This is a genomic window from Pseudomonas sp. B21-053 (assembly GCF_026016365.1).
Classification (GTDB): domain Bacteria; phylum Pseudomonadota; class Gammaproteobacteria; order Pseudomonadales; family Pseudomonadaceae; genus Aquipseudomonas; species Aquipseudomonas nunensis.
Map to the genome: position 1 here is coordinate 673614 of NZ_CP087205.1, position 24538 is coordinate 698151.

The 24538-nt window shown below is 60.5% G+C and carries 23 protein-coding genes; 9 read left to right on the forward strand and 14 right to left on the reverse strand.

Features of this window, described 5'->3' with window-relative positions:
- Positions 1–86 precede the first annotated feature (86 nt).
- Positions 87–1040, reverse strand: coding sequence for a LysR substrate-binding domain-containing protein (locus LOY68_RS02925; protein WP_265042749.1), 954 nt, complete (start codon positions 1038–1040; stop codon positions 87–89).
- A 181-nt stretch (positions 1041–1221) separates the two neighbouring features.
- On the opposite strand from LOY68_RS02925, the gene LOY68_RS02930 reads away from it, so the two are divergent.
- Entirely contained in the window at positions 1222–1527 is a 306-nt protein-coding gene (locus LOY68_RS02930) for a DMT family transporter (RefSeq protein WP_163908052.1), read from the forward strand.
- A 106-nt stretch (positions 1528–1633) separates the two neighbouring features.
- The gene (locus LOY68_RS02935) at positions 1634–2524 is read left to right on the forward strand and encodes an esterase/lipase family protein (protein ID WP_265042751.1); all 891 of its coding nucleotides are present in this window, start codon (positions 1634–1636) and stop codon (positions 2522–2524) included.
- A gap of 96 nt (positions 2525–2620) precedes the next feature.
- Here LOY68_RS02935 and LOY68_RS02940 read toward each other — a convergent pair whose 3' ends face one another.
- Complete coding sequence (locus LOY68_RS02940) at positions 2621–3508, reverse strand: DMT family transporter (RefSeq protein WP_265042753.1); 888 nt, start codon at positions 3506–3508, stop codon at positions 2621–2623.
- 98 nt (positions 3509–3606) lie between these two features.
- On the opposite strand from LOY68_RS02940, the gene LOY68_RS02945 reads away from it, so the two are divergent.
- From LOY68_RS02945 to LOY68_RS02955, 3 genes are all read left to right on the forward strand, one after another.
- A complete protein-coding gene (locus LOY68_RS02945) occupies positions 3607–4395 on the forward strand; it encodes an AraC family transcriptional regulator (RefSeq protein WP_265042754.1) in 789 nt (262 codons plus the stop codon).
- 72 nt (positions 4396–4467) lie between these two features.
- The gene (locus tag LOY68_RS02950) at positions 4468–4773 is read left to right on the forward strand and encodes a PsiF family protein (protein ID WP_054044065.1); all 306 of its coding nucleotides are present in this window, start codon (positions 4468–4470) and stop codon (positions 4771–4773) included.
- 290 nt (positions 4774–5063) lie between these two features.
- On the forward strand, positions 5064–6077 hold the full coding sequence (locus LOY68_RS02955) for an AI-2E family transporter (protein WP_054044064.1): 1014 nt from the start codon (positions 5064–5066) through the stop codon (positions 6075–6077).
- 132 nt (positions 6078–6209) lie between these two features.
- Here LOY68_RS02955 and LOY68_RS02960 read toward each other — a convergent pair whose 3' ends face one another.
- Positions 6210–7484: an Hsp70 family protein gene (locus LOY68_RS02960; RefSeq protein WP_265042758.1), complete on the reverse strand. Its 1275-nt coding sequence runs from the start codon at positions 7482–7484 to the stop codon at positions 6210–6212.
- A gap of 297 nt (positions 7485–7781) precedes the next feature.
- On the opposite strand from LOY68_RS02960, the gene LOY68_RS02965 reads away from it, so the two are divergent.
- Both LOY68_RS02965 and LOY68_RS02970 read left to right on the forward strand, forming a co-directional pair.
- Positions 7782–8729, forward strand: a complete 948-nt coding sequence (locus LOY68_RS02965; protein WP_054044062.1) for a DnaJ C-terminal domain-containing protein — start codon at positions 7782–7784, stop codon at positions 8727–8729.
- Between the two features lie 27 nt (positions 8730–8756).
- Positions 8757–9062 carry a chaperone modulator CbpM gene (locus LOY68_RS02970; protein ID WP_163908060.1) on the forward strand — a complete coding sequence of 102 codons (306 nt, stop codon included), beginning with the start codon at positions 8757–8759 and terminating at the stop codon, positions 9060–9062.
- A 152-nt stretch (positions 9063–9214) separates the two neighbouring features.
- Here LOY68_RS02970 and LOY68_RS02975 read toward each other — a convergent pair whose 3' ends face one another.
- Entirely contained in the window at positions 9215–10339 is a 1125-nt protein-coding gene (locus tag LOY68_RS02975; RefSeq protein WP_265042760.1) for a sensor histidine kinase, read from the reverse strand.
- Between the two features lie 360 nt (positions 10340–10699).
- On the opposite strand from LOY68_RS02975, the gene LOY68_RS02980 reads away from it, so the two are divergent.
- Both LOY68_RS02980 and LOY68_RS02985 read left to right on the forward strand, forming a co-directional pair.
- Positions 10700–15085, forward strand: a complete 4386-nt coding sequence (locus LOY68_RS02980; RefSeq protein ID WP_265042762.1) for a dermonecrotic toxin domain-containing protein — start codon at positions 10700–10702, stop codon at positions 15083–15085.
- Positions 15067–15522: a hypothetical protein gene (locus LOY68_RS02985; RefSeq protein WP_265042764.1), complete on the forward strand. Its 456-nt coding sequence runs from the start codon at positions 15067–15069 to the stop codon at positions 15520–15522. Before LOY68_RS02980 ends, LOY68_RS02985 begins: the two co-directional genes overlap by 19 nt.
- A gap of 54 nt (positions 15523–15576) precedes the next feature.
- Here the strand turns inward: LOY68_RS02985 and ureC are convergent, their stop codons facing one another.
- The 10 genes from ureC to urtB form a co-directional block, all read right to left on the reverse strand.
- Positions 15577–17277 (reverse strand): urease subunit alpha, encoded by a 1701-nt coding sequence (gene ureC / locus LOY68_RS02990; protein WP_265042765.1) that lies wholly within the window; start codon positions 17275–17277, stop codon positions 15577–15579.
- Between the two features lie 153 nt (positions 17278–17430).
- Positions 17431–17736: an urease subunit beta gene (locus tag LOY68_RS02995; RefSeq protein WP_008146494.1), complete on the reverse strand. Its 306-nt coding sequence runs from the start codon at positions 17734–17736 to the stop codon at positions 17431–17433.
- On the reverse strand, positions 17733–18269 hold the full coding sequence (locus tag LOY68_RS03000) for a GNAT family N-acetyltransferase (RefSeq protein ID WP_265042771.1): 537 nt from the start codon (positions 18267–18269) through the stop codon (positions 17733–17735). Before LOY68_RS03000 ends, LOY68_RS02995 begins: the two co-directional genes overlap by 4 nt.
- A 5-nt stretch (positions 18270–18274) precedes the next feature.
- The gene (locus tag LOY68_RS03005; RefSeq protein WP_054044055.1) at positions 18275–18808 is read right to left on the reverse strand and encodes a GNAT family N-acetyltransferase; all 534 of its coding nucleotides are present in this window, start codon (positions 18806–18808) and stop codon (positions 18275–18277) included.
- 9 nt (positions 18809–18817) lie between these two features.
- On the reverse strand, positions 18818–19120 hold the full coding sequence (gene ureA, locus LOY68_RS03010) for an urease subunit gamma (protein WP_033055605.1): 303 nt from the start codon (positions 19118–19120) through the stop codon (positions 18818–18820).
- A gap of 129 nt (positions 19121–19249) precedes the next feature.
- Entirely contained in the window at positions 19250–20089 is an 840-nt protein-coding gene (locus tag LOY68_RS03015; protein WP_265042775.1) for an urease accessory protein UreD, read from the reverse strand.
- Between the two features lie 30 nt (positions 20090–20119).
- Positions 20120–20818 carry an urea ABC transporter ATP-binding subunit UrtE gene (gene urtE / locus LOY68_RS03020; RefSeq protein ID WP_007950600.1) on the reverse strand — a complete coding sequence of 233 codons (699 nt, stop codon included), beginning with the start codon at positions 20816–20818 and terminating at the stop codon, positions 20120–20122.
- Positions 20819–20949: 131 nt separating this feature from the next.
- The gene (gene urtD, locus LOY68_RS03025) at positions 20950–21819 is read right to left on the reverse strand and encodes an urea ABC transporter ATP-binding protein UrtD (protein WP_054044053.1); all 870 of its coding nucleotides are present in this window, start codon (positions 21817–21819) and stop codon (positions 20950–20952) included.
- Entirely contained in the window at positions 21816–22895 is a 1080-nt protein-coding gene (gene urtC, locus LOY68_RS03030; RefSeq protein WP_265042779.1) for an urea ABC transporter permease subunit UrtC, read from the reverse strand. The genes urtD and urtC overlap by 4 nt, the downstream gene beginning before the upstream one ends.
- Entirely contained in the window at positions 22895–24397 is a 1503-nt protein-coding gene (gene urtB / locus LOY68_RS03035; RefSeq protein WP_163908070.1) for an urea ABC transporter permease subunit UrtB, read from the reverse strand. Before urtB ends, urtC begins: the two co-directional genes overlap by 1 nt.
- Positions 24398–24538 lie beyond the last annotated feature (141 nt).

The following is a 24538-nucleotide window of genomic DNA, read 5'->3' on the forward strand; positions in this document are numbered from 1 at the left end:
TCTCCTGGAGGCTAATCCGGTTTGCGTCACGCCTCTGGGGACGTAATCGCTACTTAAGGTGTGAGTTATGAGCGCTGCAGAAAGTTTTATGTAATTGAACCAGCGGTCAGCCTTTGTTGATCTGGATCACGCAGGGCATGCCCGGACGCCCGCGCCTCCTCGCGCAGCCATTCGAAAAACGCCCGCACCGGCGGATGCCGTTCGCGCCCCGGCACGCACAGCGCGCTGTACCCGGCGCCATCGATCTGAACCTTACCTTTGTAAGGCACCAGCAACCCGTTGGCGACGCTCTCGGACACCAGGATATTGCTCGCCAGTACCAGCCCTTGCCCGGCAATTGCCGCTTGCAACGCGTAATGCTCTTCGTCGTATTCACGCACCGCCGGATGCCCGGCCAGCCAGGTTTCGCCGGACTGTGCACACCATGCCTCCCAGCTGTACGCGTCAAATTTCGAATGACACCACCGCACGCTGATGAGTGTCGGCACCTGGCTGGCCGCCAGGGCTACTTGTTCGGCGGAGCCATAGACGCCAAAGGACTCGTCGAACAGGCACAGCCCATAGAGATTCGGGTAGCCGTCGAGGGTGTAGCGCACCACCAGATCGACACTGGCGTCCTGATGCAAATCGATGACGTCACAATGGGTGTCGAGCCGCAAGCTGATATGCGGATACCGCGCATAGAAGCGCCCCAGTCGCGGCACCAGCCACAGCGCAGCGAACGCGGCGATGGTGGAGATCGTCAGGCTCGTGCCGCTGCGTTGCGGGCGCAGCGTGTCGACGCTTTGAGCCACTTCCAGCAAAGCCCCGTGCAGGCTCTGGAACAACCGTTCGCCGCCCTCGGTGAGGCGCACCTGTCGCGGCAACCGTTCGAACAGCGCAATGCCGAGCCAGCTCTCCAGCGAGCGAATCTGATGGGAAATCGCCGTGGGCGTCACCGACAGTTCCTCGGCGGCCGCCTTAAAACTCAGCAAGCGCGAAGCCGATTCGAAAGCACGCAGGGCGGTCAGCGGCAGCGAGGCGAACATTGAATACTCCATGGATGAAATGGATTCATCCTGAATGACTTTTGCTCATTTGAAGAGGGACTGCTTTGCACGACAGGCTGCAAGCCATTCAAGTGTAGTTCTTAAGGAGATTCAGATGAGTTCAGTTCTTGTAATTGATGTAAGCCGCGGTGACGAGCGTGTTCATTCCCGGCGTTTGGCCGAGGAGTTCTAAATGGCCTGGTTTTTTTTGCTGATCGCTGCCGGGTTCGAAGTTACTTTCGCCATGAGCATGAAGTACGCCGAAGGCTTCACCCGGCTGTGGCCGTCGGTGATCACTGTCGTGGCGGCAATTGCCGGGATTTACTTCCTGACCCTGGCCATGCGCGAGTTGCCGGTGAGCATCGCCTACCCGATCTGGACCGCCATTGGTTCGCTAGGCACAGTGTTTCTCGGCTTTGCGCTGTTGGGTGAAACCCTGACCGTGGTGAAACTGATATCGGTCGGGTTGATCGTGACGGGCGTCGTGGGGCTGAAGTAAAGCGTGTTTGGCGGATGTCATAGACTGGTCATGTTCGCTGGCGATGCTTGGCTGATGTCTTGCATCCCGCCTTGCGTCACCTCACCGATCACAAGGATGTCCGCCCATGTCGCAAGGTTCCGCCACGCGTTACCCGTTGGTGCTGGTCCCCGGAATGCTCGGGTTTATCCGCGTGCTTTTTTATCCGTACTGGTTCGGGATCGTCGCGGCGTTGCGCCGGGGTGGTGCGAGCGTGTTTGCGGTGCAGGTGTCTCCGCTCAATTCGACCGAAGTGCGTGGCGAGCAGTTGCTGGCGCGGATCGACGAGATCTTGCGAGAAACCGGCGCCGAGAAGGTCAACCTGATCGGCCACAGCCAGGGCTCGCTGACCGCGCGCTACGCCGCCGCCAAACGCCCGGACCGCGTGGCTTCAGTCACTTCGGTGGCCGGGCCCAATCACGGCTCGGAACTGGCGGACTACCTGCACAAACATTACCCGGCGGACAGCGCCAAGGGCCGGGTGCTCAGCGTTTTACTGCGGATAATCGGCGCCTTGATGAGCCTGCTGGAAACCGGCTATCGCGGACCGAAACTGCCGGTGGACATCAACGCTTCGCACCATTCCCTGACGACCGACGGCGTGGCGCAGTTCAACCAGCGTTATCCACAGGGCTTGCCTGAAACCTGGGGCGGACAGGGGCCGGCAGAGGTCAACGGTGTGCGTTATTACTCCTGGTCCGGCACCTTGCAGCCGGGCAAGACCGATCGCGGCGGTAATCTGTTCGACGGGACCAATCGTTTTTGCCGGTTGTTTGCGACAACGTTCGTGCGCGAAGCCGGGCATTGCGACGGAATGGTCGGGCGCTACAGCTCGCATTTGGGCACGGTGATTGGCGACGAATATCCGCTGGACCACTTCGATATCGTCAACCAGTCGCTGGGGCTGGTGGGGAAGGGCGCGGATCCGGTGCGGTTGTTTGTCGAGCATGCGGCGCGGTTGAAGGCCGCCGGGGTTTAACCTTCAGACCGCGTCATCGTTCTTCGCGGGCAAGCCTCGCTCCTACAGGTAAGGTGACCCCTTGTAGGAGCGAGGCTTGCCCGCGAAGGCGTCCGCTCAGGCAACGCTAATCCTGCGCCCCAACACCGTGGTCCACCGCTCCGAAAGAATCACCCCACCCAACGTCAACATCCCACCGACCAGGTGATACATCGCCAACTGCTCATGCAGCACCACCGCCGCAATCAGCGCGGTAATCACTGGCAGCAGGTTGAAGAACAGCGTGGTCCGGCTCGGGCCCAGGCGTACCACGGCTTGCATCCACGCCAGCGGCGCAATCATCGAAGCCAACAGGCAGGCGTAGAGCACCAGCGGAATATTCTGCAGGGTCAGGCCGGTCTTCGGCGAGATCACAAACAGCGGAAACAGCACCAGCACCGCCACCCACACCTGCATATACAACAACACCAACGGCGGCAGGCGTAGCTGCCATTTTTTCAACAGTGTGCTGTAGATCGCATAGGCCAGGGTCGCGATCAGCATCATCGCGTCGCCCAGGTTCACCCCATGTTCCAGCAGCGCGCCGAGGCTGCCGGATGACACCACCACCAGCACACCGGCGAACGACAACACCGCACCAGCCAGTGCGCCGGCGGTCAGGCGTTGGCCGAGGCTGATAATCGCCATCGCCAGGGACATCAATGGCATCAACGACAGAATGATGCCCATGTTGGTGGCCGTGGTCAGGCTCGCGGCGAAGTAGGCCAGGCTCTGATAAACCGCCATGCCGAGCACGCCGAGGATGAAAATCTTGCCCAGGTTCGGGCGGATCATCGGCCAGTGGGCGATCACCGATTTGAGCATGAAGGGCGTGAACAGCATCCCGGCCAGCAGCCAGCGATAGAAGCCGATCTCGGCGGGGAAAATCGCGCCGGCCGACATCTTGGTGATCACGGTGTTGCCGGCCCAGATAAAAATGGCCAGCAGGGGATACATGTATTGCATGAGGGAAAAACCAGAACGTTGATGAGGGGCAATTATCCGCTTGTCTGGATGCAAGCCTATACTGCGATCCAGACAATCGGCCCCGGATGACGGACAGCATGAGCAGTAAACACATTGATCTGCTGGATTTCAGCGAACTGCCGGCCCCGGTGTACTTCCGCTACGCCGATTTCGACACCCACGAATACGCCTCGGCCCACCGCCATCCGTGGGGCACGCTGGAGTATTCGGCCAACGGCGTGTTGCACATGGAAATCGGCAACAGCCGCTTCATGTCGCCGCCGCAGTACGCGGTCTGGGTGCCGCCGCAGACCGAGCACAGTTTCTACAGTAACCAGCCGATCAACTACCGCGCGGTATGCCTGGCGCCGTCGCTGTGCCGCGACCTGCCGCAACAGGCCTGCACCCTGGCGATCAGCGACATCCTCAAGGCGATCCTCAAGGACTTCGCCGCCCGGGACGTGAAAATCCCGGATCACGAAACCGACGTGCGCCTGGCCCAAGTGCTGGTGGACCAGTTGCAACAGGCGCCCGAACACGCCTGTTATCTTCCCTACGCGCGCAATCCGGGTTTGCTCGGGATACTCGAAGCCTTGCAAGCCGAGCCTGGGGATAACCGGCCATTGGCCGATTGGGCGGCGCAGATTCATGTTAGTGAACGCACGCTCGCCCGGCAGTTCTTGCGTGAGTTGGGCATGAGTTTCGGCGAATGGCGGCAACGCCTGCGGTTTCTGGCGGCCATCGAAGCGCTGGACAGCCAGCGCAGCATTCAGGACATCGCCTTCGACATGGGTTACAGCACCGGTTCGGCATTTATCGCGATGTTTCAGCGCCAGGCCGGGTGCACACCGGAGCAGTACCGGCGCAGTCATCTTGAGACAAGGTGAAGGTGTAACGGGGTTTGTCTACACTTCAGGGCGAGGCCGCATCCATCGGTGCGGCAACAAGGAGAAAACTCCATGAAGATGTTGCGTGTCCCTTTGTTGATGATCGGTTTGCTGCTCTGCTCCCAGGGCTTCGCCGCCACGGCCCAACAGAACAAAATGACCACCTGCAATGCCGACGCTACCGCGAAAAGCCTCAAGGGCGATGAGCGCAAGACATTCATGAGCACGTGCCTCAAAGCGGCCCCGGCCGCCAATGACGCGAAAACCCTGACCCCGCAGCAAGAGAAGATGAAAACCTGCAACGCCACCGCCGCCACCCAGGCGCTCAAGGGCGATGCGCGCAAGGCGTTCATGAGTGATTGCCTGAAGAAAAAGTAAGCCTTTGGATTAAACCCAATCCATTGTGGGAGCGGGCTTGCTCGCGAATGCGGTCTCCAATTCAGAACCTTATTCGCCTGACGCACCGCTTTCGCGAGCAAGCCCGCTCCCACATTGAGTCCTGCAGACATCGATCCACTGTGGGAGCGAGCCTGCTCGCGAAGAGGCCAGTCAGGGCACTGAAAAAAGCCGTCAGTCCCCCGACCAGGGTCGACCTACACAATCCCTAGTGCTGGCCCCGGATCGCTGGCAGACTGCCCATCCTTTTACGCCGTTCGTTTTGAGGCTGTATGCCAACGTTTTCTCAACGTCACGTCTTGCTGTTTATCAGTTGGGTCATCATCTTCGGTGGTTTGCTACTGGTCCTCCCTCTGCGCCTGTTGCCCAGCCTGCTGGCCGGGCTATTGGTGTTCGAACTGGTCAACATGCTCACGCCGCAATTGCAGCGGCTGATCGAAGGTCGCCGCGCCCGTTGGCTGGCCGTGGCGTTGCTCGGCACGTTGGTGGTCAGTGTGCTGGCGTTGATCTTCGCCGGTGCAATCAGCTTCCTGCTGCACGAAGCGGAAAACCCCGGCGCTTCCCTCGACAAATTCATGCACGTGGTCGACCGCGCCCGCGGGCAACTGCCGCCGTTCATCGATGCCTACCTGCCGGCCAGCGCCGCTGAATTCCGGGTGGCCATCGGCGAGTGGATGAGCAAGCACCTCAGCGACTTGCAACTGGTGGGCAAGGACGCGGCGCACATGTTCGTGACGTTGCTGATCGGGATGGTGCTGGGCGCGATCATCGCCTTGCAGCGGGCTCCGGACGTGACCAAGCGCAAGCCGCTGGCTGCTGCCCTGTTCGACCGCTTGCACCTGCTGGTCCAGGCGTTTCGTAACATCGTGTTTGCGCAGATCAAGATTTCCCTGCTCAACACCTTCTTCACCGCGATCTTCCTTGCACTGATCCTGCCGATGTTCGGCATCAAGCTGCCGCTGACCAAAACCCTGATCGTGCTGACGTTCCTGCTCGGACTGCTACCGGTGATCGGCAACCTGATGTCGAACACCCTGATCACCATCGTCGGCTTGTCGCTGTCGATCTGGGTCGCCGTGGCGGCGTTGGGTTATCTGATTTTTATCCACAAGCTCGAATACTTCCTCAACGCGCGCATTGTTGGCGGGCAGATCAGTGCCAAGTCGTGGGAGTTGCTGCTGGCAATGCTGGTGTTCGAGGCCGCGTTCGGCCTGCCTGGGGTGGTGGCGGGGCCGATTTATTACGCGTATTTGAAGAGTGAGTTGAAGCTGGCGGGGATGGTTTGATTCGAGAGGTGTGTTACCTGATCTGGCCTCTTCGCGAGCAAGCCCGCTCCCACATTTGACCGAGTTCCAGATTTGGAATGCGGTCAAATGTGGGAGCGGGCTTGCTCGCGATGGGCGCACTGCGGTTTCAGATCAGTCCATCGAGCCGTAACGCTTCATGGCCTCGATCGCCAAACCACTGCCGATGCTGCCAAAGATGTTGCCTTCCACATGCCGCGCGTTCGGCAGCATCGCCGAGACGCTGTTGCGCAGCGCCGGAATCCCGCTCGAACCGCCGGTGAAGAACACCGTATCCACCTGATCAACCCGCACGTTGGCATCGTTCAACAACTGCGTGACGCTGTTGCGCACGCGTTCCAGAAGGTTGTCGATGGCTGACTCGAATAATGCCCGGGTCAGTTCGACGCTCAGGCCCGGCTCGATGCGGTCCAACGGTACGTGGCGGCTGTCGGCGTGGGTCAGCTGGATCTTGGTTTCTTCCACTTCCATGGCCAGCCAGTGGCCGGCGCGCTGGTCGATCAGCTTGAACAGGCGATCGATACCGCCGGTGTCTTCGATGTCGTAGCGCATGCTGCCCAGGGCCAGGGTCGACTTTTGCGAGTACACCGAGTTGATGGTGTGCCAGGTCGCCAGGTTCATGTGGTGGCTGGTCGGCATGTAGGCGCCGCTCTTCATGCGGCTGCCGTAGCCGAACAGCGGCATCAGGCCTTGCAGGCTCAACTGCTTGTCGAAATCGGTCCCGCCGATGTGCACGCCGCCGGTGGCGAGGATGTCATCGTGGCGGTTGTCGTGCATGCGCCGCTCGGGCGACAGGCGCACCAGCGAGAAGTCGGACGTACCACCGCCGATGTCGACAATCAGCACCAGCTCTTCTTTTTCGATGGTCGACTCGTAGTCGAATGCAGCGGCAATCGGCTCGTACTGGAACGACACGTCCTTGAAACCGATGGCCCGGGCCACGTCGACCAAGGTGTTTTCCGCTTCCTGGTCGGCCAGTTCATCGTCGTCGACGAAAAACACCGGGCGACCCAGCACCACTTCTTCGAACTCGCGACCGGCGGCGGTTTCGGCGCGCTTCTTCAACTGGCCGATAAACAGCCCCAGCAGGTCCTTGAACGGCATCGCCGTGCCGAGGACGCTGGTGTCGTGCTTGATCAGCTTGGAACCCAGCAGGCTCTTGAGCGAGCGCATCAACCGGCCTTCGTAGCCTTCCAGGTACTCGTGCAGCGCCAGCCGGCCGTACACCGGGCGGCGTTCTTCGATGTTGAAGAAGACCACCGAAGGCAGGGTGATCTTGTCGTCCTCCAGCGCGATCAGCGTTTCCATGCCGGGGCGCAGCCAACCGACGGTGGAGTTGGACGTGCCGAAGTCGATACCACAGGCACGGGCTGGGGATGCGTTTTTCATGTCTTTCGAGTTCCGGTTAAAAAACGGCCGCGCAGTGTATGTCAGTGCGGCGAAGATTCGAAGGCCGACTATCCGCTAAATCACCATCAATAGCGCCTTGATAAGCTGGCCGGATGCCCCAAACTTGTCTGCATCGACCCTGGCAGCCATTTGGCGGTCGCAAGAACCGCCAGCCGCTGCCGGTAAACTTCTGATGCGCTGCCCGGTCACAATCTTGAGATCGGTCAACCCGGTGGCTGTTAATACGCGCATGCTGCCGGCAGTGGCGCGATTTTGATAACGGATGGTGATCCTTAGATGGACTTCAAAGACTATTACAAGATTCTCGGTGTGGAACCGACCGCTGACGATAAGACGATCAAGGCCGCCTATCGCAAGCTGGCTCGCAAATACCACCCCGACGTCAGCAAGGAAAAGGACGCCGAGGCCAAGTTCAAGGACGCCTCGGAAGCCTATGAAGCGCTGAAAAGTGCGGACAAGCGCGCCGAATACGACGACTTGCGCAAGTACGGTCAGCATGGCCAGCCGTTCCAGGGCCCGCCGGGTTGGCAGGGACGTGGCGGTGGCGGCGGTTTCGGTGGTGGTCAGGACACGGGCGATTTCTCGGACTTCTTCAGTTCGATCTTCGGCAACCGGGGTCCTGGTTTTGGTGGTGAGTCGCGTCGCAGTGCCGGACGTCGAGGGCAAGACGTGGAAATGGAACTTGGGATTTTTCTGGAAGAGACCCTCTCGAACGAATCGAAGAAGGTCACCTTTCAGGTGCCGCAATACAACGCGGCCGGCCAGCATGTGAGCAACACCCCGAAAAGCCTGAACGTGAAGATCCCGGCCGGAGTGACCGACGGTGAGCGTATCCGCCTCAAGGGCCAAGGGGCTCCGGGTGTCGGTGGCGGTGCCAATGGCGACCTGTTCCTGATCATCCGTTTTGCGCCGCACCCTAAATTCGACGTCGAAGGCGAAAACCTGATCATCACTCTGCCGCTGGCACCGTGGGAACTGGCGCTGGGCGCGGAAGTGGCGGTGCCGACCCTGACCGGCAAGATCAACCTCAAGGTTCCGGCCGGCAGCCAGAACGGCCAGCGCATGCGCGCCAAGGGCCACGGTTTGATGAACAAAAAGGGTGAGCGGGGCTTCCTGTTCGTGCAACTCAAGGCTGTGATGCCTAAAGTCCTGGATGATGAAACCAAGGCGTTGTGGCAGGAACTGGCGAAGAAAGCCGCGTTCGACCCGAGAGAAAATTTTTGATCCGCTAGAACCATGGAGCTACTGACTATGAGCAGTCCCCTGATCGTTCAACTGGACATGGCAGAATTCTGTGAGGCGACCGACCTGTCGGACGTCTACGTGATCGAAATCGTCGAACACGGCATCCTCGAACCTCAGGGCTCCGCGCCCAAGGACTGGCGTTTCAACGATTACGAACTGGCCCTGGCCAAGCGCGCCGCCAAGCTGCGGCGCGATCTGGAACTGGAATGGGAAGGCGTCGCCCTGGCGCTCGACCTGCTTGAAGAGGTCCAGCAACTGCGGGCGGAGAACCGGATGCTCAAGCAGCGGCTCGCAAGGTTGGTCGTCGAATAACACTGAACTGACGGCTGTACTTGGGCCTGCGTAGGAGCTGCCGAAGGCTGCGATCTTTTGATCTTGATTTTCAAAGGACAGGCAACGCGCGATAAATCAAAAGCAGGATCAAAAGATCGCAGCCTTCGGCAGCTCCTACAGGGGTATTGCTTTCAAGCCTTGCGCGGCAACACCACCGTAAACAGCGTCCCCTCCACCTCATTGGAACTGACTTCTATCGTCCCCTGATGAGCGTTGACCACTTCCTTGACGATAAACAATCCCAAGCCAAGGCTGGTCGACGGCTGCCCGAGTTCTTCGCTGGCCGTGCGCACCAGCGGGTCGAAGATCGTGCTGAGCGCATCCTCCGGAATCGGTACGCCAAAGTTATGCACCGTGAGGCGCACTGCGTAGGGTTCGCCGATGAGGTTCACCGTGACATCGCGCTTGTTCGTGCCATGTTGCAACGCATTGCCGATCAGGTTCTGCAGCAGCTGAGCGATACGCCCGGCATCCCAGTTGCCTCGGGTGTCGCCGCTGATAGTGAGCATGGGATCGCACTCGGGGTTGCCGGCGCAGGCCTGGGCGATCGCTTCATGCGCTGCGTCGGCCATGTCCATCGGTTTAGGTTCGATCGGCAGACTCTTGCCCAGGCGACTGCGCACCAATTCCAGTAAATCCGCGACCATCACCGACATGTGCCGGGTGCCACGCTGGATGTGGTGCAAACAGGCCAGGGCGTCGCCTTCAAGATTGACTTTGCGCTGCAGCAACTCGGTGGACATGCTCACTGCTTGCAACGGTGCGCGCAGGTCATGACCGAGGATCGCGAGGAAAATGTCCCGCGAGTGGTTGACCTGCTCGGCATAGGCTGCGGTCGATTCGGCCAGGGCTTCGTCGATGGCTTCGTTAAAGCGGATCATGTCCTGGAAATAAGCCAGGTCCGGGGCTTGCAGGCTATTGACCCACAGGCGAATCACGCAGGCACGCAGATGGCGGAACTCGGACGTCATCTGCACCAAGTCGAAACCGACGTTGTGCCGCAACTCGCCATGGCTGGCGGCGGCCTGATCCAGGCTGGGGGTTTTCTCCGGACCGTCGCCCATGGCCTTGGCGGCTTGTTCCTGGGCGGTCTGGGCGGTGTCCATGTCCCGCGCGGCCGCCAGAAGAATCGAGCTGGCGTGATCGCGCAAGGTGATGCGATCAAGGTTTTCGTCCGGCGTGATGACGCGGGCGAATTGCTCCCACTCATCGACGATACGATCAACCTCAACCACGATGAATTCGCTTAGGCGCATGGACGATGGTTCCGAACAAAAAATGACCGTTGATGGAGCAGCATCTTAGCCTCTTCACGGCCGCGTAAACACTGCTGAATGCGTGGGTGCAGGGTGAATGGCCTGGCAGGTGGTATTTATATATATCCGGTATTTCATTTATTAAAGTGTCCGCAGGTTTTTAACGTTGTTGTCCGCAGGATTTTGATCTTTTATCAAAGGATCCTGTTCGCTAGCCTGATGCCTCCAATAATCATGGAAGGTTGTTGTTACATGGCTGATATACGGAACATCAGGGAGCAAGCAACGACCGTCACTGAAAGCATGACGCTCGGTGTTCATATCGATCGCATCAAACAGGCGATCCAGGATTCGCACGGGATGACACCGCCAGATAGCCTGCTGGCGCATGCGGACGGCGTAACCGAGTTCTTTGCGCCGTGGTATCTCAAGGCTCGAAAGATTGACCGCGATGCACTCAAGGATCTTTACAGCCGGCGCTGGCTGCTTCAGGGATACCTCGATAAGTTGTTGGATAAGTTTGAAATTGATATTCGAGACTTCGCCGAGCCACTATTAAACAAAGCATTAAAAGATCAGCTGGATGTTGAGCTGGATGTTCGTGTGGCCGAACTGCGTTTATATGTGCCCAGCAAAATTATCTTCGGCATTGACCGAGGGGCTGACCATTTCAAGCAAATGACCCTGCTCGATGCGGCGCTGCATAACTTCGAGGCCGACGAAGCCGAGCCGGCGGCGTTCCGCGACGGCTCTGGCGTGTTTACCCGAGATACGGAAAACGCGCCCCTGCGCCACGCCATGACCGTCGCGCAATTTGTCACGCTGTGCCGCACGCTGGACCTCGGCGCGCAATATCAGACTCATCTCAAAGGCATCCTGACCCCGACGTCGGCCGCTGCGCGGATGGAGTTGCAACTGAAGTCCGTCACCAGCGACAAAGCCTCGTTCAAACTGGCCGCACTGTTGGCGCGGCTCAAGGGCGAGGTCAGCGCCCACGGTTTCGGCGCACTGCTCAAGGTGCACGACGGCGAACCGGATAATCCTTGGTATGGCGCGCCGATGCACTGCCATCGTCTGTCGCTGATGGGCTTCAGACTCGGTGGCATCGTGCTGTTCAGCGCCGTGGCCGAACCATCGCAGTTAAAGAAGGCAATTAATGCACTGACCCCTGAGGAGTTGAAGTTCTTAAGCGAATGGTCGGATCGCATTCCGGTGCTGCCGGGCAAGGAATATGAGCTGTTCAAACTGATCAAGGCGTTTTTCGCCAATGGTCCCCAGGGCATGTCCGAGGAACTGGCGCGCAAGGACGATGTTCATCGGCAATACCGCCTGGCGGGACGGCTGATTGCCTATATACCCGGCGACCCGCAACACCCGATCAAAGAGTACGACTCGTTCACCGACTTTATGCAGACCCTGGTCAGTCAACTGCGCGGTGTCGAGTATCAGCAGTTTTTCAGCCGTTTCGTCGATCAGAAGGACAAAGGCGTATTTTTCGCCCGGGTCAACGAACGCCTCAAGACCTTTAAATGGGCGCAACGCAAACCTCTGGACATGGGCCCCTGGTGGCGTGAGACACCCATCGAGAACGCCAACCCGGAACCGCTCACCCATGTCATCAGCGGCAACGTATGGAGTGCGTTGTTCACCACCCGACGGGACAAAGCCATCGCCGATGCCCGGCGTATTGCGGTGCCCACCGGCGACGAAGATGCGCAAACACGCTGGAAGCGCCTGACCGGTTATCTGGACATCGCCTGGAACGTGTTCAACTTTGCCGGGATGCTGATTCCGGGTGTGGGCGAAGCGCTGCTCGCTCTCATGGTTGCGCAATTGGTCGAAGAACTCGCCGAGGGCTTTGAAGACTGGAGCAAGGGCGATCGCGAAGAAGCGGCGGGGCACATCAGTTCGGTGCTGATCAATGGCGCGCAGCTAGCGCTGATGGGCGCCGGGCATGTGCTGCCAACCGGGGCCGCGCTGTCGATACAGCCCTCGCCGTTTGTCGACAACTTGAAAGCAGTGGAGCTGCCCGACGGCACGACAAGCCTGTGGAACCCTGACCTCATTCCGTACGAACGCCAGGTTCCGCTGCCCAATAAGGCGCGGTCGAATGAGATAGGCCTGTTGCTGCACGACGGCGATAGCGTGCTGGCACTGGAAGGCAAACACTACGTACTCAAAGAAAACCCGAACAACAATGCCCATCGCATCCGCCATCCCTCGCGCGCCAACGCATACGAACCGCAAGTGGCCCACAACGGTGCCGGCGCCTGGACCAGCGAACTCGAACGACCCCAGCTTTGGGATGAAGCCAAAGTCTGGCGGCGTTTCGGGACTGCGTTCGAAGAACTGCCCAGCGCCCGCCAGGAACAAGTGCGGATTGTCAGTGGCGTCGATCACACCCGATTGCGCCGGATGCACGTCGAACAGGAAAGTCCGCCAGCGTTGTTGATCGACACTTTGCGGCGGTTCAAAGCCTATGGCGAGGCCGAGGCATTGGGGCCGCAGATTCTGCAGAACAAATTCGAGTCGCTGTACAAGGCTGGTGAAGTGACGGCGGATGCTCGGCAACTGCTGCTGCAACGGGAATATCCGACGATGCCAAGCGCTGTCGCGCGGGAAATGCTGAAACGGATTTCGCCCGAAGACCTGGCATTCATCGATCAAAAAGATCGCCTGCCGTTGCAGGTCAAGGCACTGGCAAAACGGGCCATGGCCGAGGTGCGGACGGTGCGCGCCTACGAAGGTTTGTACCTGGAGGTGCTGGCGAACGCCGACACTGAACGGCTGGCGCTGCACAGCATTGCGGCGTTGCCCGGCTGGTCATCTACCGTGCGCATCGAAGTTCGCGAGCTCTCGATCATGGGCAAGCTACGCGACAGTGTCGGACCGCCGGATGCCGCGAACCGCAAGGTGCTGGTACTCAATGAGGAGGGGGCATTCGAAGCACGCGATCATCGCGATCAGCACCTGCACGGCGCTGACGATATTTATAGCGCTGTGCTGCATGCGTTGCCGGATGCCGAACGCGAGGCGTTGGGCTTTGAAATTGTCGAAGGCGCCAGGCTCAAGGAAACGGTGCAGAGGCAACCGCTGGCTCAAGAAGAACTGAGCTCGATTCTCGAGGATTACCCCACGTTCAAACCGGCCTATGACCCCGAACACATGAAGCTCCCCGGTGGCATGTGGGGATACCGATTCAATTCTTCTCCGGCCACGATTCGATACCGTGCCAGTTGCTTGTATCCCCAATTCACCGATGCCGATCTTGACGAGATGATGAGCCGGTTTTCTGCAAGGGGCGAGCTCGTACAACAGATAAGCGCGCTCGAAGACGAGTTCGATGCGTTCAACCGAGTCATGAATCGCTGGGTCAACCACTCCGGCGAGGCGCCTCGTTTCAGTCGCAGCGGCTTGTCCGAGTTCGAGTCGCGCAACCACGTCTACCGGGCCCTGCGTCAATGCTGGCAGCGTACCGGTCCGCGTGGCGTCGAGGTCATGGGTGAAGCGCATTCCCAGGCACTTGACCTGAGTGTCATGGACCTTGGAAAACATCTGGAAAGCATGCCGGTACTGAGCGCGAACTTCGACCATGTGACGAATGTGAACCTGGCGGGGAATGGCTTGCGCGACAGCCATGCGACGTTTCTGCATCACTTCCGTCAGGCGCGCCAGTTGGACCTGCGCAACAACCGGATGACCCGCCTGCCATCGGTAATCGGTGGCATGAGGCACCTCACCAACCTGCTGCTGAGTAATAACCAGATTGTCTTGACCGTTGAGGCGGTGAATAACCTGCGGGGCCTGACGCAAATGCGCTCCATGTCGCTGATGGGCAATCCGTTGGGTCTGTTGCCAGATATCAGCCGGATGCGCCACTTGGTCATGCTGCAAATGAGCAATACCGGTGTGAACACCTGGCCGACAGGGCTGTTCCTGCAAATTCGGCCACGGCATTTTTTCCTGGATTTGCGCGAATGCCCGATCAACCTGATCCCCGAGGTCGCGCCGGGTTCGTTCCGTGCGGAACTGCTGGCGCGCACACACATCAGCCTCGAGCCGCGCTGGATGTCCGCACAAACCCTGGAACAGTTGAAGCTGTACGTCGAATCGGTGGGGCTGGACCCGGAACGCCCTTTTGCGCCGTTAGGGCCGCTCGACAGCATCAGTTGGAGCCCGGGCCTGAGTGAGCAGCAGTGGCAAACCCTGCAACCGATCTGGGACAACCTGGAAGACGAGTTCAGCTCGTTTCCGTTTTTCGAAAAGCTCCATCAGCTCACCAAAACCGCGGATTTCAAAGCGGCCGACAGCACCTACCGAATCGGCCTTAGTGCCAAGGTCTGGCGAATGATCGAGGCCATGGCCGAGGATGCTGCGCTGCGCGACAAGATCTTCGCCGAAGCGGTGGCGCCCACCGAATGCGTCGATGGCTTGACCCAATGGTTCAACGCCATGGGCATCGAGGTGATGATCCACGAGGCTTATCAGTTGCAGAACGCGGACCTGGTCAAGGCCGGACTGGTGCGTTTGGCCAAGGGCAAGGCGCGCTTGCAACAGGTCGATGCGATTGCCCGTCGGCATATTTCCGAACGGCTGGCGGCGGGGGAGACGTACCGACGGGTCAATGCGGAAGGTCAGGTCACTGGCACGATTGATGAAGTCGAGGTTCACCTGGCGTTCATGACGGATTTGGCCGAGCGCCTGAACCTGCCCTGGCAAGCGCGGGCATGCAGTTTCGCAAGATAGCCGGCGTGACCCCGTCGATGATTGAAACGGCCTATCAGCGAGTATTGGCGCTGGAGGAAGGCGATCTTCTGCGCGATGCGATCGCTGAACTGCCCTTCTGGAAAGCCTACACCGAGGGCAGCAATCGGCGGCTGTTCAGCGCATTCCGGCGCAAGCTGGAAGCCCTCACCGACTTCAAGATGGCCATGGACGAACGGGCTGCCGCAGTCGATCTCACGCCTGAAGCCCGAGAGCGTTTGAAGGAAAGAATCCGCGTGTTGGCCGCTGAACTGGGCAAGCCGGAAAGCGCCTTCGCACCGGGTCAGGTGATGACCGATGAAGCGTTCGACAGCGAGTACAAGAGCGTGCTCGACGAGATGGATCAGCTACTGAAAAAACTGACTCAGGACGCCATGGGCTGGGCACGACTGGACAAGGACGACGCGCCGTTTGCGTGATGAAGCTTGTTATTGATCAAGCCCCGATGTGCGCATCGGGGCTTTTTTTTTGGCTTAAAACAGGAAATAACGCTGGGCCATCGGCAGGACGTCCGCTGGCTCGCACCACAACAACACACCGTCGGCCTTGACCTGATAGGTCTGCGGATCGACGTCAATGCTGGGCAGATAATCGTTGTGGATCAGGTCGGTTTTCTGCACCTCTCGGCAACCTTTGACCACGGCGATTTTCTTCTTCAGGCCCAAGGCTTCGGGCAACCCTGCTTCCTGCGCAGCCTGACTGATAAAGGTCAGGCTGGTGGCGTGCAGCGAGCCGCCGTAGCTGGCGAACATCGGACGGTAGTGCACCGGTTGTGGCGTCGGGATCGAGGCGTTGGCATCGCCCATCAGGCTGGCGGCAATCGCGCCACCCTTGAGGATCAGCGTCGGCTTGACCCCGAAGAACGCCGGACGCCACAGCACCAGGTCGGCCCATTTACCAATTTCGATGGAGCCCACTTCATGGCTGATGCCGTGGGTGATCGCCGGGTTGATGGTGTACTTGGCGATGTAGCGTTTGGCGCGGAAGTTATCGTTGCCTTCACCGTCCTGGGGCAGCGGGCCGCGCTGCTTTTTCATCTTGTCGGCGGTCTGCCAGGTGCGGGTGATGACTTCGCCGACGCGGCCCATGGCCTGGCTGTCGGAGCTGATCATCGAAAACGCGCCGAGGTCGTGGAGGATGTCTTCAGCGGCAATCGTCTCGCGGCGGATGCGGCTTTCGGCGAAGGCCACGTCTTCGGCAATGCTCGGGTCCAAGTGATGGCAGACCATCAGCATGTCCAGGTGTTCGTCGATGGTGTTGCGGGTAAATGGCCGGGTCGGGTTGGTCGAGCTCGGCAACACGTTGGCAAAGCCGCAGGCCTTGATGATGTCCGGCGCATGACCGCCGCCCGCGCCTTCGGTGTGATAGGTGTGGATGGTGCGGCCCTTGAAGGCGGCGAGGGTGGTTTCGACGAAACCGGATTCGTTGAGGGTGTCGGTGTGGATCGCCACTTGCACGTCGTACTGATCCGCCACGCTCAGGCAGTTGTCGATGCTGGCCGGGGTGGTGCCCCAGTCTTCGTGCAACTTGAGGCCGATGGCGCCAGCCTTGACCTGCTCGATCAACGGCTCCGGCAGGCTGGCGTTGCCCTTGCCGGTGAGGCCGATGTTCATCGGGAACGCATCGGCGGCCTGAAGCATCCGCGCCAGGTGCCACGGCCCGGAGGTGCAGGTCGTGGCGTTGGTGCCCGTGGCCGGGCCGGTGCCGCCGCCGATCATGGTGGTGACGCCGCTCATCAGCGCTTCTTCGATCTGCTGCGGGCAGATGAAGTGAATGTGCGTATCGATGCCGCCGGCGGTGAGGATCATGCCTTCACCGGCGATGACTTCGGTGCTGGCGCCGATGGCGATGGTTACGTCCGGCTGCACGTCCGGGTTGCCGGCCTTGCCGATCCCAGCGATGCGCCCGTCCTTGAGGCCGACGTCGGCTTTGACGATGCCCCAGTGATCGATGATCAGCGCGTTGGTGATCACCGTGTCGACCACTTCAGCGGCGAGCAGTTGGCTCTGGCCCTGGCCATCGCGGATGACTTTGCCGCCGCCGAATTTCACTTCTTCGCCATAGGTGGTGAAGTCTTTTTCGACTTCGATCCACAGCTCGGTGTCGGCCAGGCGCACCTTGTCACCGACGGTGGGGCCGAACATATCGGCGTAGGCTTGTCTGGAGATTTTCATGTGCTTGCCTTGGAAAATAATTGAATGGGAGATCGCATTCGCGGGCAAGCCTCGCTCCTACAGGTCATGTGTCGTTCGCGGAATCGGAATTCAACACGAACTCTGTAGGAGCGAGGCTTGCCCGCGAAGAGGCCGGTACGGGCTGCACACGACTTAAAGGTCACCCATGATCCTGCCGGCAAACCCGAACACCCGCCGATGCCCGGCCAAATCGACCAGCTCGACCTCGCGGCTCTGCCCAGGTTCGAAGCGCACGGCGGTGCCGGCCGGGATGTTCAGGCGCATGCCGCGGCTGGCGGCGCGGTCGAAGGTCAGGGCATCGTTGGTTTCGAAAAAATGGTAATGCGAGCCGACCTGGATCGGCCGGTCGCCGCTGTTGGCCACTTTCAGGCTGACGGTGCGGCGGCCGACGTTGAGTTCGATGTCGCCGGGCTGGATCTGGTATTCACCGGGAATCATCCATTCACTCCTTGCAGAATCTTGTAGTAGAGGGCGGTCGGCCGGTAGTTGCCGGCGGGATCGCAAGCGTAGTCGGGGATCTGGCCGGCGCGGGTGTAGCCCAACGCCTGGTAGAAGTCTTCGGCGGGGGAGCCGGCCTCGGTGTCGAGGTAAAGCATGCCGCGTTTGTGCTGGCGGGCGGCGAGTTCCAGGGCGCTCATCAATTGCTGGCCGAGGCCGCGACGGCGCGCATGCTCGCGCACCAGCAGTTTCTGCACTTCGGCGCGGTTCAGGCCGTTGGCTTTCTGGCATAGGGTCAACTGGACGCTGGCCTGTACCTGCTCATCCTTGACCACCACCCACAGCAGCACGTTGCCCTTGTTCAGGTTAGCCTGGACTTCATCGAAATAAGCCCGGGCCTGAGTCGCGTCGAGGTCGGCCATGAAACCGACGCTGGCGCCATAACCCACGGCGTCCAGCAGCAAATCGATCAAACCCTGGCGATAGTGCGCAAAGCTTTCAACGTTGACGCGACGCAGTTGGGCGGCGTTCATCGGTGTTACTCCTTGTTGGCGTTCGGCGGCTCCGCGCCAGGATTGAGGGTCAGTTGCATGAAGGTCAGGTCCAGCCAGCGACCGAACTTGGTGCCCACTTGGGGCATCTGCCCGGTGATCAGGAAACCGGCGCGTTCATGCAGACGAATAGAAGCGGCGTTGCCGCTTTCGATGGCGGCGACCATCACATGCTTGTCGCAGCCCTTGGCGCGTTCGATCAGCTCGGCCATCAATTGCGGGCCGAGGCCGTTGCCGCGCTGGTCGCTGCGCACGTAGACCGAATGCTCGACGGTGTGGCGGAAACCGTCGAACGGCCGCCAGTCACCGAATGAAGCGTAGCCCAGCACGCTGTTATCAGCGTCGACGATCACCAGGATCGGATAACCCTGGGATTGCCGGGCGCTGAACCACGCCTGGCGGTTGCCCAGGTCCACGGCCTGTTCGTTCCAGATCGCAGTGGTGTTGAGCACCGCGTCGTTGTAGATGTCGCGGATCGCCGGCAGATCGGCGTGCAGTGCATCGCGAATGAGATAAGTCATGGCGCGGCCTCAAGCGATCGGTTGGTGGACGGTGACCAGTTTGGTGCCGTCGGGGAACGTCGCTTCGACCTGGATCTCCGGGATCATTTCCGGGATGCCTTCCATCACTTGTTCGCGGCTCAACAGGGTGGTGCCGAAGTGCATCAACTCGGCCACGGTGCGACCGTCACGGGCGCCTTCGAGCAGCGCCGCGGAGATGTAGGCCATGGCTTCCGGGTAGTTGAGTTTCACACCGCGAGCCAAACGCCGCTCGGCGACGAGGCCGGCGGTGAAGATCAACAGCTTGTCTTTTTCGCGTGGGGTCAGGTCCATCGTTGGGAATCCATATCGGCAGTTAAAAGGTCACGCATTCTTTTGTAGGAGCGAGGCTTGCCCGCGAAGCTTTTGGCGGCCTTGAGGTCCCCTTTGCGGGCAAGCCTCGCTCCTACAGGGAGTTGTGTTTCAGGTGCTCCAGATTCTTGGGGGGAGGGCTTCTCGGCCGAGCAACGCCGGCCTCAGCAACCGCCACAAATCTATAAGCCAACCCCGTGCCAACAACGCCTCGCTGGCCAGGCACCGCGCCACTAACAGCCCCGGCAACTGGGTCAGATCCCCGCGTACGTCATTGGGCAGCGAGCGGCAGGTTTCCAGCAGTTCACTGTCGATCTCCCCGGTCACCAGCAACGTCGCAAACACCGGTTGCCCATCGAGGCCAATCGGCGAGTCGAGCAAGCCATCGTTCCCGACAATGCGCTGGCGTTCGTGCCAGAGCAACTGGCCGTCGCGGCGGATATCGAGTTTTGCCTGGAAATGCCCAAGGTCGAAGCGCTCGCCACTCGCCGGGCGACCGAGTGCGACCACGTCCCAGTAGAACAGCCGGGCATCGCCTTCAAGGTTGATCGAGGTACTGAGTTCGGCCTGAGCGGCGCTGAAGATGATCGTCTCCTGGGGCAACCATTCCAGTGTCGCACCGGCCGCCACCTTCAAGTCCAGCTGCTGATAAGCGGGGCCGGCCGCGCGATACCACTTGGCGGCGCCGGGGCTGGTGATTTGCGCCCAGGCATCGGTGCCGACGCTGGCGCTGATGTCCAGCCGATCACCCCCGGCAATCCCGCCCGGCGGGTGGACGATGATGTGCTGGCACACCTCGGGCCCTTCGGCGTACAGGTGTTTTTGTACGCGCAGCGGGCCTTTGTGCCGACGCAGAACCGGGCGCGTGCTGTCGCCGAAACGGGCGTAGCCCAGCTCCAGCTCGGCGTGCCAGCTCGGGGTAAACAGGACAGTGGGAACAGGTAAATTCATATCGTCTTATTATCGTTAGGACGCTACAGACTAGATCGTAACCAGTCCGCGCACACCTTCGGCTTCCATATTTTCACCGCGACCCTGTTGCACGATCTCGCCCCGGGACATCACCAGGTACTGATCGGCCAGTTCGGCGGCGAAATCGTAAAACTGTTCCACCAGCAAAATCGCCATGTCGCCGCGAGCGGCAAGCTTCTTGATCACTGCGCCGATTTCCTTGATCACCGACGGCTGGATGCCTTCGGTGGGTTCGTCGAGGATCAGCAGGCGCGGACGGCTGGCCAGTGCGCGGCCGATGGCTAGTTGCTGTTGCTGGCCGCCGGACAAGTCACCGCCACGGCGCTGTTTCATTTGCAGCAGCACCGGGAACAACTCGTAGATAAATGCCGGGACTTCCTTGGCTTCACTGCCGGGAAACCGCGACAGGCCCATCAACAGGTTTTCTTCAACGGTCAGCCGCCCGAAAATCTCCCGGCCCTGGGGCACGTAGGCGATCCCGGCATGCACCCGTTGGTGCGGCTTGAACGTGGTGATCGGCTTGCCTTCCCAGTTCACTGCGCCTTCTTTGGCTGGCAGCAAACCCATCAGGCATTTGAGCAGGGTGGTCTTGCCCACGCCGTTGCGCCCGAGCAGGCAAGTGACTTCGCCGACCTTCACGTCAAACGAGAGACCGCGCAGGATGTGGCTACCGCCGTAGTACTGGTGCAGCTTGTCGACTTGCAGCATTTCAAATTCTCCTAAATCCCCTGTAGGAGCGAGGCTTGCCCGCGAATGCGGTGTATCTGTCGCAAAGATGTTGGATGTGCCGCCGTCTTCGCGAGCAAGCCCGCTCCCACAGGTGGGATGTATTCGCAGGTCTAGCGACCGAGGTAGACCTCGATCACGCGCTCATTGTCCTGCACCTGTTCCAGCGACCCTTCCGCCAGCACGCTGCCCTGGTGCAACACGGTGACGTGGTCGGCAATCGAGCCGACGAAGCCCATGTCGTGTTCCACCACCATCAGCGAATGCTTGCCGGCCAGGCTTTTGAACAGCTCGGCGGTGAATTCGGTTTCGGCGTCGGTCATGCCTGCTACCGGCTCGTCGAGCAGCAGCAATTGCGGGTCCTGCATCAACAGCATGCCGATTTCCAGAAACTGCTTCTGACCGTGGGACAACAACCCGGCCGGGCGATTGACCGACGTGGTCAGGCGAATGGTTTCCAGCACTTCGCTGATGCGATCTTTCTGCTCGCCGGTCAGGCGCGCGCGCAAACTCGCCCACACCGATTTGTCGGTTTTCTGCGCCAGCTCCAGGTTTTCGAACACGCTCAAGGCTTCGAACACCGTCGGCTTCTGGAACTTGCGACCGATGCCGGCCTGGGCGATTTGCACTTCGCTCATCTGCGTCAGGTCCAGGGTTTCGCCGAACCAGGCCTTGCCGTGACTCGGGCGAGTCTTACCGGTGATCACGTCCATCAGCGTGGTCTTGCCCGCGCCGTTGGGGCCGATGATGCAGCGCAATTCGCCGACGCCGATGTACAGGTTCAGGCTGTTCAACGCCTTGAAACCATCGAAGCTGACGCTGATGTCTTCCAGGGTCAGGATCGTGCCGTGGCGCGTGTCCAGGCCGGGGCCGACACGTTGGCCGAAGCCGATGCTGTCGCGGCTGGTGCCCGCGTCCTTGTTCGGTTCCACCGGGAAAAACGCGGGTTCGAGCATAAATTCCGCCGTCGCTGTGACTCTCATTGTTCGCCCCTTTTCTTCAGCAGACCGATCACGCCTTTAGGCAGATACAAGGTCACGACGATGAACAGGGCCCCGAGGAAGAACAGCCAGTATTCCGGGAAGGCCACGGTGAACCAGCTCTTCATGCTGTTGACCACACCAGCGCCGAGCAACGGCCCGATCAGCGTGCCGCGACCGCCCAAGGCGACCCACACGGCGGCTTCGATGGAGTTGGTCGGCGACATTTCGCTCGGGTTGATGATCCCGACTTGCGGCACGTACAACGCACCGGCCAAACCGCACAACACCGCGCTCAACACCCACACGAACAGCTTGAAACCGCGCGGGTCGTAGCCACAAAACATCAGGCGGTTTTCCGCATCTCGCAGCGCCGTCAGCACGCGGCCGAACTTGCTCTGCGCCAGGCGCCAGCCGATAAACAGGCTCGTCACCAGCAACACCACCGTGGCGAAAAACAACACCGCGCGCGTCCCCGGTTCGGTAATGCCAAACCCGAGAATCGTGCGGAAATTGGTAAAGCCGTTGTTGCCGCCAAACCCGGTTTCGTTGCGGAAAAACAGCAGCATCCCGGCGAAGGTCAGGGCCTGGGTCATGATCGAGAAATACACGCCTTTGATCCGCGAACGGAAGGCGAAGAAGCCGAACACCAACGCCAGCAGTCCCGGTGCCAAAACCACCAGGCACATGGCCCAGAGGAAACTGCTGGTGCCGGTCCAGTACCACGGCAATTCGGTCCACGACAGGAAGGTCATGAACGCCGGCAAGGCATCGCCCGAGGCCTGGCGCATCAGGTACATGCCCATCGCATAACCGCCGAGGGCGAAGAACAAACCGTGACCGAGGGACAGCAAGCCGGCGTAACCCCAGACCAGATCCAGCGCCAGGGCGACGATGGCGTAGCAAAGAATCTTGCCCACCAGCGTCAACGTGTAGGCCGAAACGTGGAAGACACTGACCGGCGATAGCAGCGACAGCAGCGGTAACGCCAACAGCAAAACGAGGATCACCGCACCCACGGCCATCGTGACCTTGGGGCCGGCCTTTTGTGAGGCTGTGACGATAAGAGGCTGGTTCATCAGTCGATCACCCGTCCTTTCAGTGCGAAGAGGCCTTGCGGACGTTTCTGAATGAACAGAATGATCAGCGCGAGGATCAGGATCTTGCCGAGTACGGCACCGATTTGTGGTTCGAGAATCTTGTTGGCGATACCGAGGCCGAATGCGGCGAACACGCTACCGGCCAGCTGGCCGACGCCGCCGAGCACCACCACCAGGAACGAGTCGATGATGTAGCTCTGGCCAAGGTCCGGGCCGACGTTGCCGATCTGGCTCAGCGCCACGCCACCGAGGCCGGCGATGCCTGAGCCGAGGCCGAAGGCGAGCATGTCCACGCGTCCGGTTGGCACGCCGCAGCACGCGGCCATGTTGCGGTTCTGAGTGACGGCGCGCACGTTCAGGCCCAGGCGGGTTTTGTTCAGCAGCAACCAGGTCAGCACCACCACAAACAGCGCGAAGGCGATGATCACGATGCGGTTGTAGGGCAACACGAGATTCGGCAGCACTTGTATCCCACCGGACAACCACGCCGGGTTCGCCACTTCAACGTTCTGTGCGCCGAACAGCAAACGCACCAGTTGAATCAGCATCAGGCTGATGCCCCAGGTCGCGAGCAGGGTTTCCAGCGGGCGGCCGTAGAGGTGACGAATCACCGTGCGCTCCAGCGCCATGCCGATGGCGGCGGTGACGAAAAACGCCACAGGCAATGCGATCAGCGGGTAGAACTCGATGGCTTGCGGGGCGAAGCGCTGGAACATCAACTGCACCACATAAGTCGAGTAGGCGCCGAGCATCAGCATCTCGCCGTGGGCCATGTTGATCACGCCGAGCAGGCCGAAAGTGATCGCGAGGCCGAGGGCGGCGAGCAGCAGGATCGAACCTAGGGACATGCCGCTGAATGCCTGACCGAGCAACTCACCGATCAGCAGTTTGCGTTTGACTTGAGCGAGGCTGGTTTCGGCGGCGGTGCGCACGCCGGCATCGGCTTCGACGCCGGGTTCGAGCAAACCTTCGAGGCGCGTACGGGCCAACGGGTCGCCGGTTTCACCGAGCAAACGCACGGCGGCGAGGCGCACGGCGGGGTCGGTGTCCACCAGTTGCAGGTTGGCCAGTGCGAGGCTGAGGGCGGCGTGAACGCTTTCATCTTTTTCGCCAGCCAGTTGCTGGTCGAGGAATTTCAGCTGCGCCGGTTTGGCGCTTTTCTGCAATTGCTGCGCGGCGGCCAGACGGATTTTGGCGTCGGCGGCGAGCAATTGGTGGCTGGCCAGCGCGGTGTCGATCAGACCCCGCAGGCGGTTATTCAGGCGCAGGGTTTTCGGTTGGCCGTCGACGGTCAACTCGCCTTGTTGCAGGGCGTTGATCAGTTCGACACGGGCCGGATCGGGCTGCGCGGCCCAGGCTTCCAGGAGTTTGGCTTGCTGCACGGGATTGGCCGCGACGAAGTCTTCGGCGTCGCCGGCGTGGGTGGCCATCGGCAGTAACAGCGCGAGGGCGAGGATGAGGCGGTAAAGGGCAGTCGGCATGTCGTTGGCCTTGCGCGGACAATGTGGGAGCGGGCTTGCTCGCGAAGACGGCGGCACATCCAACATCAATGTGCCTGACCCTCCGCATTCGCGAGCAAGCCCGCTCCCACAGGGATTTGCGTCAGGCCCGGGCTTCGTGTC

What these genes read in the sequence shown, in the direction of transcription:
- LOY68_RS02925 (WP_265042749.1), bottom strand. Translation starts at nt 1,040, where the DNA reads ATGGAGTATTCAATGTTCGCCTCGCTGCCGCTGACCGCCCTGCGTGCT.
- LOY68_RS02930 (WP_163908052.1), top strand. Translation starts at nt 1,222, where the DNA reads ATGGCCTGGTTTTTTTTGCTGATCGCTGCCGGGTTCGAAGTTACTTTC.
- LOY68_RS02935 (WP_265042751.1), top strand. Translation starts at nt 1,634, where the DNA reads ATGTCGCAAGGTTCCGCCACGCGTTACCCGTTGGTGCTGGTCCCCGGA.
- LOY68_RS02940 (WP_265042753.1), bottom strand. Translation starts at nt 3,508, where the DNA reads ATGCAATACATGTATCCCCTGCTGGCCATTTTTATCTGGGCCGGCAAC.
- LOY68_RS02945 (WP_265042754.1), top strand. Translation starts at nt 3,607, where the DNA reads ATGAGCAGTAAACACATTGATCTGCTGGATTTCAGCGAACTGCCGGCC.
- LOY68_RS02950 (WP_054044065.1), top strand. Translation starts at nt 4,468, where the DNA reads ATGAAGATGTTGCGTGTCCCTTTGTTGATGATCGGTTTGCTGCTCTGC.
- LOY68_RS02955 (WP_054044064.1), top strand. Translation starts at nt 5,064, where the DNA reads ATGCCAACGTTTTCTCAACGTCACGTCTTGCTGTTTATCAGTTGGGTC.
- LOY68_RS02960 (WP_265042758.1), bottom strand. Translation starts at nt 7,484, where the DNA reads ATGAAAAACGCATCCCCAGCCCGTGCCTGTGGTATCGACTTCGGCACG.
- LOY68_RS02965 (WP_054044062.1), top strand. Translation starts at nt 7,782, where the DNA reads ATGGACTTCAAAGACTATTACAAGATTCTCGGTGTGGAACCGACCGCT.
- LOY68_RS02970 (WP_163908060.1), top strand. Translation starts at nt 8,757, where the DNA reads ATGAGCAGTCCCCTGATCGTTCAACTGGACATGGCAGAATTCTGTGAG.
- LOY68_RS02975 (WP_265042760.1), bottom strand. Translation starts at nt 10,339, where the DNA reads ATGCGCCTAAGCGAATTCATCGTGGTTGAGGTTGATCGTATCGTCGAT.
- LOY68_RS02980 (WP_265042762.1), top strand. Translation starts at nt 10,700, where the DNA reads ATGACACCGCCAGATAGCCTGCTGGCGCATGCGGACGGCGTAACCGAG.
- LOY68_RS02985 (WP_265042764.1), top strand. Translation starts at nt 15,067, where the DNA reads ATGCAGTTTCGCAAGATAGCCGGCGTGACCCCGTCGATGATTGAAACG.
- ureC (WP_265042765.1), bottom strand. Translation starts at nt 17,277, where the DNA reads ATGAAAATCTCCAGACAAGCCTACGCCGATATGTTCGGCCCCACCGTC.
- LOY68_RS02995 (WP_008146494.1), bottom strand. Translation starts at nt 17,736, where the DNA reads ATGATTCCCGGTGAATACCAGATCCAGCCCGGCGACATCGAACTCAAC.
- LOY68_RS03000 (WP_265042771.1), bottom strand. Translation starts at nt 18,269, where the DNA reads ATGAACGCCGCCCAACTGCGTCGCGTCAACGTTGAAAGCTTTGCGCAC.
- LOY68_RS03005 (WP_054044055.1), bottom strand. Translation starts at nt 18,808, where the DNA reads ATGACTTATCTCATTCGCGATGCACTGCACGCCGATCTGCCGGCGATC.
- ureA (WP_033055605.1), bottom strand. Translation starts at nt 19,120, where the DNA reads ATGGACCTGACCCCACGCGAAAAAGACAAGCTGTTGATCTTCACCGCC.
- LOY68_RS03015 (WP_265042775.1), bottom strand. Translation starts at nt 20,089, where the DNA reads ATGAATTTACCTGTTCCCACTGTCCTGTTTACCCCGAGCTGGCACGCC.
- urtE (WP_007950600.1), bottom strand. Translation starts at nt 20,818, where the DNA reads ATGCTGCAAGTCGACAAGCTGCACCAGTACTACGGCGGTAGCCACATC.
- urtD (WP_054044053.1), bottom strand. Translation starts at nt 21,819, where the DNA reads ATGAGAGTCACAGCGACGGCGGAATTTATGCTCGAACCCGCGTTTTTC.
- urtC (WP_265042779.1), bottom strand. Translation starts at nt 22,895, where the DNA reads ATGAACCAGCCTCTTATCGTCACAGCCTCACAAAAGGCCGGCCCCAAG.
- urtB (WP_163908070.1), bottom strand. Translation starts at nt 24,397, where the DNA reads ATGCCGACTGCCCTTTACCGCCTCATCCTCGCCCTCGCGCTGTTACTG.